The organism is Vibrio sp. Isolate34 (assembly GCF_022397915.1).
Lineage (GTDB): Bacteria > Pseudomonadota > Gammaproteobacteria > Enterobacterales > Vibrionaceae > Vibrio.
In genome coordinates, this window is the sequence record NZ_JAKEUO010000014.1 from 60,240 (window position 1) to 73,604 (window position 13,365).

General features: G+C 44.3%; 12 protein-coding genes. 8 read left to right on the forward strand and 4 right to left on the reverse strand.

Annotated elements, in window-relative coordinates:
* Positions 1–44: 44 nt before the first annotated feature.
* From L1D22_RS15325 to L1D22_RS15335, 3 genes are all read left to right on the forward strand, one after another.
* Complete coding sequence (locus L1D22_RS15325) at positions 45–2,108, forward strand: protein-disulfide reductase DsbD domain-containing protein (RefSeq protein WP_239830505.1); 2,064 nt, start codon at positions 45–47, stop codon at positions 2,106–2,108.
* Positions 2,109–2,111: 3 nt separating this feature from the next.
* Positions 2,112–2,681, forward strand: coding sequence for a protein disulfide oxidoreductase (locus L1D22_RS15330; protein WP_239830438.1), 570 nt, complete (start codon positions 2,112–2,114; stop codon positions 2,679–2,681).
* Between the two features lie 119 nt (positions 2,682–2,800).
* Positions 2,801–3,520, forward strand: coding sequence for a DsbA family protein (locus L1D22_RS15335; protein WP_239830439.1), 720 nt, complete (start codon positions 2,801–2,803; stop codon positions 3,518–3,520).
* A 349-nt stretch (positions 3,521–3,869) separates the two neighbouring features.
* On the opposite strand, the gene L1D22_RS15340 is transcribed toward L1D22_RS15335, so the two are convergent.
* Positions 3,870–4,889, reverse strand: coding sequence for a succinylglutamate desuccinylase/aspartoacylase family protein (locus L1D22_RS15340; RefSeq protein ID WP_239830440.1), 1,020 nt, complete (start codon positions 4,887–4,889; stop codon positions 3,870–3,872).
* Positions 4,890–5,266: 377 nt separating this feature from the next.
* Here L1D22_RS15340 and L1D22_RS15345 point away from each other — a divergent pair, with 377 nt between their 5' ends.
* The 3 genes from L1D22_RS15345 to L1D22_RS15355 all read left to right on the forward strand — a co-directional run bounded on the left by L1D22_RS15345 (position 5,267) and on the right by L1D22_RS15355 (position 7,997).
* Complete coding sequence (locus tag L1D22_RS15345; RefSeq protein ID WP_239830441.1) at positions 5,267–6,265, forward strand: porin; 999 nt, start codon at positions 5,267–5,269, stop codon at positions 6,263–6,265.
* A gap of 154 nt (positions 6,266–6,419) precedes the next feature.
* Positions 6,420–7,310: a DMT family transporter gene (locus tag L1D22_RS15350; RefSeq protein WP_239830442.1), complete on the forward strand. Its 891-nt coding sequence runs from the start codon at positions 6,420–6,422 to the stop codon at positions 7,308–7,310.
* Between the two features lie 69 nt (positions 7,311–7,379).
* Positions 7,380–7,997 carry a glutaredoxin gene (locus L1D22_RS15355; protein WP_017630100.1) on the forward strand — a complete coding sequence of 206 codons (618 nt, stop codon included), beginning with the start codon at positions 7,380–7,382 and terminating at the stop codon, positions 7,995–7,997.
* Between the two features lie 162 nt (positions 7,998–8,159).
* Here L1D22_RS15355 and L1D22_RS22340 read toward each other — a convergent pair whose 3' ends face one another.
* The 3 genes from L1D22_RS22340 to L1D22_RS15365 all read right to left on the reverse strand — a co-directional run bounded on the left by L1D22_RS22340 (position 8,160) and on the right by L1D22_RS15365 (position 10,271).
* On the reverse strand, positions 8,160–8,294 hold the full coding sequence (locus tag L1D22_RS22340) for a hypothetical protein (protein WP_256099315.1): 135 nt from the start codon (positions 8,292–8,294) through the stop codon (positions 8,160–8,162).
* A 321-nt stretch (positions 8,295–8,615) separates the two neighbouring features.
* Positions 8,616–8,966, reverse strand: a complete 351-nt coding sequence (locus tag L1D22_RS15360) for a hypothetical protein (protein ID WP_017057980.1) — start codon at positions 8,964–8,966, stop codon at positions 8,616–8,618.
* A gap of 99 nt (positions 8,967–9,065) precedes the next feature.
* On the reverse strand, positions 9,066–10,271 hold the full coding sequence (locus L1D22_RS15365) for a multidrug effflux MFS transporter (RefSeq protein ID WP_239830443.1): 1,206 nt from the start codon (positions 10,269–10,271) through the stop codon (positions 9,066–9,068).
* Between the two features lie 108 nt (positions 10,272–10,379).
* Between L1D22_RS15365 and L1D22_RS15370 the strand changes: the two genes are divergently transcribed.
* Both L1D22_RS15370 and L1D22_RS15375 read left to right on the forward strand, forming a co-directional pair.
* Positions 10,380–11,276, forward strand: a complete 897-nt coding sequence (locus L1D22_RS15370; protein WP_239830444.1) for a LysR family transcriptional regulator — start codon at positions 10,380–10,382, stop codon at positions 11,274–11,276.
* Positions 11,277–11,415: 139 nt separating this feature from the next.
* Positions 11,416–13,260 carry a GGDEF domain-containing phosphodiesterase gene (locus tag L1D22_RS15375; RefSeq protein ID WP_239830445.1) on the forward strand — a complete coding sequence of 615 codons (1,845 nt, stop codon included), beginning with the start codon at positions 11,416–11,418 and terminating at the stop codon, positions 13,258–13,260.
* The last annotated feature ends 105 nt before the right edge of the window (positions 13,261–13,365 follow it).

Genomic DNA, 13,365 nt, shown 5'->3' on the forward strand with positions numbered 1-13,365 from the left:
ACAACACACTACTAACAAAGTTTGTCGATTCATTGGCATTCTGCATGCGTACATGCGCGAAAACTTTAGTCACTGCCATTTTGGTCATGACATCATTTAATGCTTTAGCACAGACTACAGGTTGGCTCAGCGTGCCTGAACACCCGCCAGTCAAAATGCGAATGATGTCGACAGGCGAACAGTCGGATGACGGTTCTAAGATTCAAACCGTGCTCGATGTCGTGCTCGACGGCGACTGGAAGACCTATTGGCGCAGCCCTGGCGAAGGTGGCATACCTCCAAGCTGGGACTGGTCTGGTTCAACAAACATTGAGTCGGTAGAGTGGCATTGGCCAATCCCTAAGTACTACGAGCAGCTAGACGTAATGACGTTGGGCTACAAAAAGCACGTCAGCTTTCCGGTCACACTCACACTGAAAGACAACACTAAGCCTGCCATCTTTAAGGCTTCGTTCACCTTTTCGTCGTGCACGAATATCTGCGTGTTAACCGATTACGACATCGAACTGCCGATTGACCCAAAAACTTTAGCGCTTGATGAAGAAGCGATGTTCTTGTTCAACCAAGGCATGAGCCAGTCGCCACGAGAAGCTAACCGCACTTCGGTGAACGGTTTGTTTTGGGATAAGAGCAAGCAGCAATTGGTTACTCAGCTGACAAGCAAAGATGGTTGGGATAAGCCAATGGTGTTGATTGACGGGCAAGAAGTGATTGATGACTTCTTCTCTCAACCAAGCGTCCACATAACAGACAATACAATGACTGCTGTATTCGATGTCAGTAACTGGCTTGGCGAGGTCGATCTAACCGATCGCATGGTGAGTGTTACAGTATCGGACACAAACTTTGCCGAAGAGATGACAGCTCAAGTTGGGTCAAAACCAATCGCTTATCAAGAAAACAGTAACGGTTTTACTGCGATGATCGGTTTTGCCTTAATTGGTGGTTTGATCCTCAACATCATGCCATGTGTGTTGCCAGTATTGGGAATGAAGTTAAACAGCATCATTCAAAACCAAGGGGCATCTAATCGTCATATCCGACTCTCATTCTTAGCGTCTGCTTCTGGTGTCGTTACGTCATTTGCTCTGTTAGCCCTTGGTATGACCATTCTAAAAATGGGCGGCAATGCGATTGGTTGGGGAATCCAGTTCCAAAATGTTTGGTTCATCGGATTCATGCTGATCATCACTTTGCTGTTCTCGATTAACCTGCTTGGTTTATTCGAGCTCAGACTGCCATCGGGTTTAAACACATGGATGGCAACCAAAGGCGATGACTCACATTCCGGTCACTTTGTTCAAGGTATGTTTGCCACGCTGTTAGCAACGCCTTGTAGTGCGCCGTTCCTTGGTACCGCCGTGGCTTACGCGCTTGGCGCAAGCTACCAAGAGCTTTGGGCGATCTTCATCGCGCTCGGTATCGGTATGAGTGCACCTTGGCTTATTTTCGCACTGTTCCCTAGCCTAACCAGACTGCTACCAAAGCCGGGCGCGTGGATGTTCAAGGTTAAGCTGGTATTTGGCTTAATGATGTTCATCACCAGCCTGTGGTTAACAAGCCTACTTAGCCCATTCATTGGCAAGTTCCCAACCATCTTGTTGTCACTGTTTATCGTGATTTCAGTACTGGTTTGGATTGGCATGAAATTGGGTCGTAAAGTACTCATACCTATCATGGCAACCACTACCTTGATGTTTGGTGCCGCTCTTATTGTTGGCAGTGTTACTGCAGATAACTGGGCGACACCTATCGTTGATGACCTTGGTTGGCAAAAGCTGGATGCGAAACAAATTCCACAATTGGTCGATGAAGGCAAAACCGTATTTGTCGATGTGACAGCTGACTGGTGCATCACCTGTAAGGCGAACAAGATCGGCGTGATTCTTCAAGATCCGGTTTACAGTCACCTACAACAAGAAGACATTGTTTTGATGAAAGGCGATTGGACAACACCAAGTGAAAGCGTCACTCAATACTTACAAAGTAACGGACGATTTGGTGTGCCATTTAATATCGTGTATGGCCCAAGCTATAAAAACGGTATTCCACTGCCCGTGATTCTGGACAGTGACACTGTCGTTCAAGCCATCGATGCTGCGAGATAAGTGATGAAGACTCCCAACAATGAAGAGAAGCCCAACACGACCAAAAACCAGCCTGTAAAGGGTGAGGCTAAAAAGCCAAGTCGTCTTAAGAAGTGGGGAACGGAACTGGTCTCAATGATACTGATCGTTGGTGTGGTTTCGTTTGCTATGGATTTTTTTCACAGCAGAAGCATGCCTCAAGGAGACGCGATTGCAATCGTAGGTCAATCACTCCAAGGTGAGGATATTGATGTTATCGAGCTCAGTAAGAACGGTAAGCCCGTCATTGTCTATTTTTGGGCAACTTGGTGTGGTGCGTGCAAATTCGTGAGCCCAACCGTCAATAGCTTCAATGACTCTCACCAAGTCGTTACGGTCGCCCTTTCGTCAGGACCCGATGAACGAGTGCAACGCTACTTGGACGCCAAAGAGTATGACTTCCCTGTGATCAATGATCTTTCTGGGTCAATCAGCAGAAGTTGGGGCGTCAATGTCACTCCAAGCATCGTCATCATCAAAGACGGAAAGATCAGCAGTATCGCAACTGGTGTTACTTCCCCTATCGGCCTGTGGTTAAGAACCTATTTTGCATAACTCGCTTACCAAGAAAAAGCCAAGCAAATGAACCGACTTAAGCCAATTTAACAAACAATAATACCGTGTGCGTAACCTAATGAGCGCTCACGGTTATCAAGAATTAGAGAATACATAACATGAAAAAACATCTGATTAGCGCACTGATTTTAGGCTCACTAATGAGCACCAATGCCTTCGCTGAATTAAGCAAAGAACAAACCCAACAACTAGAAGAAATTAATCAGTTTCTGAAGGAAAACCCTTCGACTATTTCGGGTTTGCATACCAGCTTAGAGCAGTATGTGGCCGGCCAAGAACAAGCGAAGAAAGCACAAGCAGAAAGCTATGATTGGTTGTACAACAATGACGCTCACCCAATAACGGGCAACCCTGACGGCAAATCGGTAATCATCAACTTCACCGACTACAACTGTCCTTTCTGTAAACGCTTGGAGAAAGGCTTGGTTAAACTAGCCTCTGAAAACAATGACATCAAGATCATCAATGTCTACCTGTCGTTTAAGCAGCAACAAGTGAGCGGTCTTAATACCAATGCGGCGCTATACGCGATGAAGGTATGGAAAGACAACCCGGAAGCCTTCCCTGAAGTCGATCGATTACTGATGGCGAAAAGCGGCAGTCACACAAAATCGTCACTGCAAGCGGTAGCGAAAAAAACAGGCACTGAAGCGCAGTTAGAGACAACGACAGAACAAAGCAATACGTTAATGACTAACCACCAAACCTTTAGCGCACTCGGCTTAACAGGTACACCAACGCTAATGATGAATGGTCAGGTCTTACCGGGGTATGTGCCTTACGACCAACTAAAAGACATAGTGGATGACGCTTTCTAATGGAGTCTAGAAAGGTTTTAGTAAGGTTGTGAGCCTTAGCTAAAATTGAAGACTAAATTGATAGAGCCTACTTGCGTTAACCCGCAGTAGGCTTTTTATGGCTTTGAATAATCGATTTTAAGATACAACGATTTCAGGTCAGGCTTTGAAATAATCGTTTTGAAACAAAAAAGCAGTCGAAGTGTCATCATCTCGCAATGGGTTCTTAATTTATCCTGCTTACTCTAAAAGCAGTTCTGTCGACGAGTCCAAGACGTGTTAACTCTAGACAACTGTCCTTTGACCGAGCCTAGCTCGGTCTTTTTTTGGGTGTCGCAAATAGCAAACCTAGTCGCTGTATAACTAATTACTAGCTCAATAAGCGGCACACCAAAGCACCCGGTTCTCTTAATGCATCCACGTTATAACTGAGTACACGACCAGAAGATGGCGCATGATAACGACGACATTCATTACCGAACGCATCATATTGGATGGCTAACAGATCATCTTGCTCAACGCTTTGCAAAAGCTCGACCTGAGGCAGTACAAAACCACCAATATCAGCACGAATGGACACAACATTGTTGCCTTCAACCCAATCCATACTCGGCAACTGCTTTGCTTCTAACGGATCTTGTCCATCGACCTCAAGCATCTCGTAATAGGAGAGCATATTCAAAACGCCGTCTACCGCTCTTTGAATCATGTCAGGTTGAGTGAACTTACCCATCCCTACTTCGACAGTAATGCTTGGAATACCACTGCGATTCCAAACCGTTTCAAGAATCCCAGGATCGCCAGGATCATTAAGTACACAATCGGGTTGCATCAGCCTCGCCATGTCTAAACATTGCTCTATGCGATAATCTGCAAACACATAAAGTGGGTAAACTGCACCACGAGTTTGGGTATGAAGGTCAACGGCGAAGGTGGCATTGTGTTTGAGTAAGCGCTCCCAAAGTGACGCAACAAAGCGCTCTGCGGCTAGTCCGTGAGCATCACCGGGAAAGAGGCGGTTGAGATTTGCAGGGCATGAACCCGGATCGGAAGAGATGAAGTCACGACTGTGATTTAGCAAACCGGATAAGTTCACCGTAGGTACAATTGTCACCGTACCTTTCAGTGTTTTACCCACCAAGTCTCTGATAATTTGCTGAGCAGCCAATACACCGTTCAGTTCATCGCCGTGAATACCGGCTGTGATCATCAACTTAGGGCCATCTTGGCTGCCTTTAAAAACAGAAACCGGCATGTTTTTAGGTTGGCCGAGTCCATCACTAGTCACTTGAAACCAAAACTGATGCTCTCCAACCTGTAAGTCTTCAACATTCAAGGAGCCAATAACCTGTCTACCTTGTAAAACATCGCCTAAGTACTCTGTTTTCATCCAACTACTCCATCTTGTTGAGCAAAATCTATTCTCTTGTCAGTTTTTGCATCATAGAGGATATCTTAACCAGTACAAGCAGTTAATCGATTTAACAAGTACAGTTCAGCCCGTAAAACTCACTCATAACATCCTCACCTCTTTCAAAGTGAAACTTGCACAAATGGCTGTTCTAAAACTTCCAATTTGGATAATTATTCACAAACCACTCAGCCAAATGAAATAAAAGTGCAATAAAATCAACACTTAAAAAAGTTCCCTATTCACGAAAATGTAATTTTATAGAAATGAAAGCTTAATTTATCTGCTCTAAATTAGCTTCATATCGAAACGGAGAGCGCATTGCTCACGGATTTTAAAATACAAGGTAAGTGATTATGAAAAAGGCAGTTCTAGCTTCTGCAGTGGTAGCAGCACTAGTTTCAGGTTCATCTCTAGCAGCAACAGTTTACAGCTCTGACGGTACTGAGCTTAAGATTGGCGGTCGTGCTGAATTCCGTGGTGACTTCATTGGTTCAGGTGGTGCCGAAATCGAAGGTACAATGGAAAACAAAAGCCGTTTTCGTTTGAATGTTGGTGGTACTACAGACATCACTAGCGACCTATCTGGTTTTGGTTTCTACGAAGCAGAGCAAAGCGTAAAATCTTCTGCTGATAACAGTAAGACTGAAAACTTTAAGCAACGTTACATGTATGCAGGTTTTGAAGGTAACTTCGGCGCAGTATCAGTAGGTCGTCAAGATACAGCTGCAGCTCAAATCTCAGAAATGTCGGATGTTACTATCTACTCTGGTGACCAAAAAGCATTCATCAATGCAGGTGACGAGCAAATCAATAACACGTTTGTATACGCTTACGACGCAGACGCACTTTCTCTTAAAGCAAGTTTGATTGCTGGTGAAGACAAAGATACTGACGGTTATGGTATCTCTGGCATTTACACACTACCTATGGGCTTAGGTTTCGGTCTTGGTTACTCAGGTAACGACAACGGTACTGGTAATGGTTCAGCTACAGCATTGATTGCTGGTATTAACTACAAAATGGATGCTTTATACCTAGGTGCAACCTACACAATGGGCGACCTAGACGACAAAGCAAAAACTGAGTTCTCTGGTGTGGAAGTTGCTGCTAAGTACAAGCTAACAGACCAATTTGAACTGGCTGGTTTGTACCAAAAACAAGAAAAAGATGCGACACAGAACTTAACTGTAGACACAGCAGACTTCTTTGAGTTGACTGGTACTTACAAGTTCAACAAATCTATCCGTACATACATTGCTTACCAATTAAACAACCTAGACGACGTAAAAGTTGCAGGTTTAGAAACTCAAAGTGAAGACTCTCTTCGCCTAGGTGTTCGCTACGACTTCTAATCTAAATTTACTTTAGGTAGACACTAAAAAGGTTGGGCAATGGCTCAACCTTTTTCATATTCGAATATTCTGACTAACTTCATCAATGCTTTTTCTGGTTAAGTGGTGTTAAATCCGTATCATAGGTGAACCACATCAAATAATTAGAAGCATCATGTCACAACACCATCCGATCCAAGGCGCTAGCTGGATGCTAACCGCAGGTTTAGCCTTTGCTTTGATCAACAGCCTAACTCAAATCGCTAGCATTCATTTCGGACTGACTTCTACTACCGTTGCCGTCATTCAGTATTCAATCGCATTGTTCGCCATCCTTCCTTACCTGAAAACGTTAGGAATTCGACGCGCACTAAAAACTGATAATCTCAAGCTACACGTATTCCGTGTCTTCCTATCCGTTATTGGTATCCAACTTTGGATTTGGGCGCTGGCTTACCCTGTGCCGATTTGGCAAGGCATAGCCCTTCTTATGACTTCACCACTGTTTGCAACCATAGGTTCTGGGCTTTTCCTAAAAGAGAAAGTGGGCGCAGCTCGTTGGGGTGCGACCTTAGCAGGCTTTGCAGGTGCTATGGTCATTCTCGAACCGTGGGCCGAAGACTTTAGTTGGGCAACATTACTCCCCGTTGGTGCGGCTTTCTTTTGGGCATGCTACTCACTGATGGTGAAAAAGCTCTCATCACAAGACAGCCCTTCTACCATGGTGGTTTACCTTCTGCTATTGATTACGCCATTTAACATCTTGCTGGCCGTCCCTGATTGGCAAATGCCAAGTGGCGGCACTATTTGGGCTATCTTAATCGTTATCGGTGTTATGACAGCGTTGGCTCAGTGGGCTATTGTAAAAGCATACTCGGTGGCTGATGCCTCTTTCGTTCAACCGTTTGATCACGCGAAATTACCACTTAATGTCTTGGCTGGTTGGCTGGTCTTCAGTTGGGTTCCACCAGGTCGTTTATGGCTAGGGGCCGCGATTATCATTGCATCTGTTGCATTCATTACCCATTGGGAAACGAAAAAACCGGCGAAAGTTAAGAAAGTTTAAAGTCGATGAAATAAATAGTTCTACTGTCCGTTCTATATTGATAAGAGAATTTTAAGCGAGGTCGTAACCATGAAGAAACCAGTCAAGATTACACTATACCGTTGGGCAGGCAGCTGGGGTCCATTTAAAGTAAACATCCCATGTGGAGAATGTACCCTTACCAAAGACATTCTTAAGGATACTTTTGAGAATGAATTAGCTGACGTTGATGTCGAACTAGAAGTGAAAGATTGGTTATCTCACTGGTGGGAACCGCTAAAACTCGGTTCTTGGCATGCGCCTATCCTTGTTGTTGAAGGCAAGGTTGTTAGCCAAGGTGAAGCACTCAATCGTGGTGTATTGGTTCAATCAGTAATCAAAGAGTGGACCAAACGTGACAGCCTAAAGGGCAATATCGTTTATGGAAAAGCGACCTGCCCATTCTGTGTCAAAGCTAAGAAAATGCTTGATGAAGCGGGTGTCGAATATACCTATCACGATGTCGTTAAAGACAGTGCTGCCCTATATCGAATGATTCCAGAAGTGAAAGCACACATTGGTGAAAAAACACCGGTGACGGTTCCTCAGATCTGGCTTGATGGTAAGTACATCGGCGGAGCAGACAACTTGGAAGCATGGATGAAAGAAAATGGTCTAGATTCCATTCCAAACAATGTGGTCGACTTATCCAATCAATCGGCAAGCTGATCTCACTTAGGTAGAGTTAGACTTCCGATCATTAACTAATCAGTGTTTTCTTGTGTCCATCCACAACAAAACAGAGCGATAAAAGTCATCAATCGCTAAAACGAAAAAGGCCTTAAACTTCTGTGAGTTTAAGGCCTTTTAAAATTCCGTTTTGGAAAATGCTTACTTAGCCATTTTCTTCATCATTCGCTTAAAGAATGATACTTTTTTTGGCTTTGACTTGCCGTACAATGCTTCGTGCATCATGTTTTTTGCTGCCATTTGACCAAGGTATGCGTGGCCTAGTTCGTAGTTCATGCTTATCTCCGCACATAATCAACTTTCTTATGCGCGGATTCTACACCTAAAACACCCAAAAACAAGATCTAAATCACACTTTAATGCAAGTTGATTGATTTTATTACAACGTGAGTATTTCCATTGTAATCACAATCAAAAGTATATCTATATATCAATAACTTAAGCTGTGACTCGTTTGGGCTTTGATGCAATACGTGTGATGCCGCTTAGGATCTAGATGAAACACCCATAAAAAAGCAGCCCATGTGAGCTGCTTTTTTAAATGCTTCGCTTAAACTTCATGCTTTAATGCTGAAGTCGTTAACGATAACTAAAGCCTTAGCTACGCTTTGGCTGACGGTAAGTTTTACCCGCAATTTGGTAAGTATCTTTTTGCTTTAATTCGAACATAGTTTCGAAGAACCAAGCTGCAAATTTGATTAAGTCATCGCCTTCATTCATTACATGTTCGATGTACTCTTGCTCTTCGCCTTGTTCATTCTCTTGAAGCGTCACGTGGTAAATGCGCTTTTCGCCTTCCACTTCCGCTAGCGCAAATTGACCAGTCAGTGAAGCGGCAGCCTCAGCAACTTCAGTATCCTCATTGGATTTCAATAGCTCAAGTGCTTGAGGTAGGCCATCTAGTGCGCAGATAGCTTTTACCAGTACTTCAAATTCATTTTGCTGCATTTTGTTTTACCTATTAAATGGACGCCAGTATTGTAGAAAACCAGTCAGACAAATACAACGTCTTAACGAAGGTACGTTGAACTATAGCGAGCCAGTTGTTTAGCTGAATTCTACTTCCGCGTTGTCCGCTTTCTTGTTCATTTTCGCTGAAGAGCAAAGCACACTGCCCATACCAGCGCCGATGATAAGATAGAACACACCAAGCTGTAGATGAGTCGTAACCCAACTTTCAACCAAGTATCCACCGAGCAAACCCGCCAAACACATTTGAATCGAACCAGATAGAGCAGACACCGCACCCGCTTGCTTCTTGTGAGGCTCCAACAACATGCTGATAGAAAGAGGGAAAGAAATACCCTGTGCGATCGCCAGCCAAGTAAATGCCCACACTAAGTTAAAGATGGAGAGTTCATGTGTTAACAACCAAGTGCCAGACGCCAATACGATCAAAATCGCGAGGCTCATTAACTGAGGCGTACTGAATTTACGGTTGAGTATGTTCAACGCGACACTGCCAATCAACAATCCTGCCGAAGGTACAATCATCAAAGATCCATACTCAGCTGCTGTCAGGCCCAGCTGCTCTTGCATTAAGAATGGGAATAAAGATAACGATACCAAACTCGCCATATAACTCATCCAGTTATAGCTGGCGCTGCTTATCACTTGGCGATTCGTCAACAAACGTCCGTAGTTCTTTACTACTTGACTGACATCAAAACGGCTCTTCCCATATGGCAGAGTTTCATGCAGCACGAAGTAACCCAGTGTGAAAATCGCCAATAAATACAATAGGACAAACAGGAACACAGCCTGCCACCCAAGGTGAAATGAAATCCAGCCACCAAATACAGGCGCGATGATCGGCATAATCGAAGCCGTCAAGGAAATGTAAGACAAGGCTTTAGTTAGCTGAGGACCATCATAACTGTCACGAAGTACGCTACGTCCCAGCACGGAGGCACTGCCTGCCCCTAAGCCTTGCAGTAATCGACCGACTTCCAACGCTGTCATGTTGTCAGAAAAGGCAAAACAAACAACAGTACCAATCAAATAAACACCCTGACCTAACAAGAAAATAGGTCGTCTTCCCACCGCATCGGACATCGGCCCATAAAACAGCTGCGACAAGCCGAAACCCACAAGAAACAGTGTGACGAGCAGTTGCACATCCACTTGGGTAACACTTAAGTCAGAAGCAATCAGCGGTAGTGCTGGCAAGTAGATGCTGACACCCACTTGTCCCGTCGCAATGATCATCATCGCTAACAGTAATGGCGTTTTTTTAAAGGTCGATTGGCTCAAAAAATTCCCTATTCGTTTGATATTTGTTCATGATATAAGTTTATATTCAAAACCAGTAATTGATAATTAACCAAATTGGAATTTAATTAAGTCCCAACAGGAAATAATATGGATTGGATTCTTAACGTAAAAAGCTACGTTAGAGTGGTTGAAGAAGGCAGTTTCAATGGCGCTGCGCGCAAACTCAATACCACCAGCTCAGCGATCAGCAAAAGAGTCAACTGGCTAGAAGAACGCATCGGCACTCAACTTTTAAAGCGCACCACTCGCTCAATTAGCCAAACCGAAGCAGGCGCACTCTTCTATCAAAGAGCAAAAGATCAGCTCGACAATTGGCAGTCGATCATTGATGAGACTCGTTCGGTCAACCAAACCCCAGCGGGCTTGCTCAAAATAGGCGCGACCATTGCGGTTGGTTCTAAGTTTCTTGTGCAATACATGGACGACTTCTTAGAAAAGTACCCTGATATTAAGGTACAACTCATCACCACTACGCCCGGTCAATTACCCGAGCTTGGTTTGGACTTGGTAATCAGTCGTGAACTAGAACAACTCAACTCATTAAGCTTCAAGAAAACACCTCTGTTCGAGCATAGAGCCAGCTTCTATGCAGCACCAAGCTATCTCGCCAAACACGGCTACCCCACTTGCGAGCAAGATTTGGAGCAACACAACTCGTTAATTTGGGGAGAGCGTCCAACCCGTGAAGTAGCACTCACCAAAGGGCAGCGAATCACGCTAAACGGTAACTTTGCCACCACCAATCCAGAGGCGTTATTTCATGCGGCGAAGCGCGGAATGGGCGTATTGTTAACCATCAAAGCGATGATCAAAGAAGATCTCAAACAAGGGACATTAGTTCCAGTATTGCCAAATATAACGGCAGACGAAGTGATGGTTTACGCGTACTACCCTAAGCTTGATTACTCACACACTCGAACCAAGCTGTTTTTGGATCACCTCAAAGAGAGATTGGACCGAGAGCGAAGCATTCAGATTCTGTGAAATAAATCACATTTAAATTTGAAAAGTTATACAACACGACCAATAATAAACTAGACGCATATTATTTTATGTACACAGATAGACAAGACCTTACATAAACAGCTTACACAATGATTCTGGTTAGCTATGGATGGTGACTATGACTCAACATACTCACAACAGCATGATAGATACAGAGCGCATTGGGCGTTTACTTAAGTTGGAAGGTATCGACCTTTTAGAGTCGGCTGTGCTCACGTTGCACCAAACATTTGGTACTCAATACACCAGTATCATCGAGAAGAAGTATTTTCCAGACCAAACCGTTCCCTTGGTGATTGCCCATTCCGACCATGTACTGCATGACAAAATCAACGCGCGTCATGGTCACATCTACCAACAGGCGGTGAATCAACGTCACCCAGATTGTTCGTTTGCTCAATATGTCATTCAGTCGCTGCCTACGTCGGCGTTTAGGCAGGAAATCACTTCACAGAACTCGATCGCGATTCCTACTCGTACCCAAAGTGGCGAAGTCATGGGAGTGCTGTTCTCAACGTTCACCTCTCCGCTTAGCCCAGACCAACAGCATGACGTGATAAAGCATCATCAGCTATTTGCTGACATCATCATCCACACGCTAAGAGAGATGTGGTTCAACGATCGTTCTGAACAACTGGTAAATCAGCTGAGTTACGAGGTATCACACGACAGCTTAACTGGTCTGTTAAACCGTAGCTGCTTATCCGATACCTTAGAATCAATCACTCAACAGAGTGTTACGCCATTTACATTGGCCTTGCTCGACATCAATAGCTTCAAAGCCATTAATGATATGCACGGTAATTATATTGGTGACAAAGTGCTGCAGTTTGTCGCAGAAACATTGCGCCGCACCTTACCTGAAAGCAACCTGACTTTTCGAACTGCAGGTAATGAGTTCGCCTTCATCACCTACCATTCCGACCCGATAGCTGTGTGCGAACAAATACTCGCCAAAATTAAGCAGGGCTACAGTAGCGTTGATATCAAGATAGATTTCGATGTCAGCATCGGTATTGCCAGTTCGGATGGAGACAACAAAGACGTTGAGCAAATCATTTTCAACACAAGCTTGGCGCTTAAAGAGTGTAAACACAGCCAAGATACCCATATTCAATGTTATGACACTCACTTAAGAGTTCGTTACCAAAGAAAAACAGAGCTAGTCGCTGCGTTACGAAGTGAACTGGAAAACCCAATTTCACAAAGCTATGTCCTCGACAGCAATGGAATGTACGTGGTGGTACAGCCAATTGTGGGGCAAGGTGAGACTCAATGGGAATACTTCGAGGTACTGACTCGCTGGAAAACAGCCAGACATGGAGATATCTCACCCGTAGAGTTTATTCAAGTGGCTGAAGAGTCAGGGCTGATTGTCGAATTAGGCGAACGCATTATTGAATTGGTGTGCCGCGCTAAAACGACCCTAGAGCAAGGTTTGGGCTATAAGATTAAGCTTGGAATCAACTGCTCCGCGCATGAGCTTACCGACTCAAAGCGTTATATCTCCTACCTGACTCGAACCATTGAACAGCACCACTTTAAAGCCAATGAGTTTGTTATCGAGTTAACCGAAACGGTACTACTCTCTCCGACGCAAGAGACTAAATCCGCGCTTAACTTTCTGAGAGTACAAGGCTTCACGATTGCACTCGACGACTTTGGTACAGGCTACTCCAGTTTGAACTACATCCACAGCTACCCTATCGATTGCATTAAAATTGATGCGACCTTTATTCGAGACTTGTTAACTAGTTCGACCTCAGAGAGCGTAGTATGGCTGATTGTTCAACTGGCCCATAGACTCGATGTATCTTTGGTTGCGGAAGGTGTTGAGAAGCGTGAGCAATTAGAAAAACTGCACGCGATGGGATGTGACAAGATCCAAGGTTACCTCTACTCACCTCCAATGCGACCTGAAGCTATCGTTAGCTATGTCGCGCACTCAGAGCCTTTAGTTTAAACCCTTACCGAACCTTCTATTGAGAACTAAAAAGCCGCAAGAGCATCACTCAACACTGACTGTGCTTTGTGATGCTCTTGCGGCTTTAAAACAGTTTAATGGCTA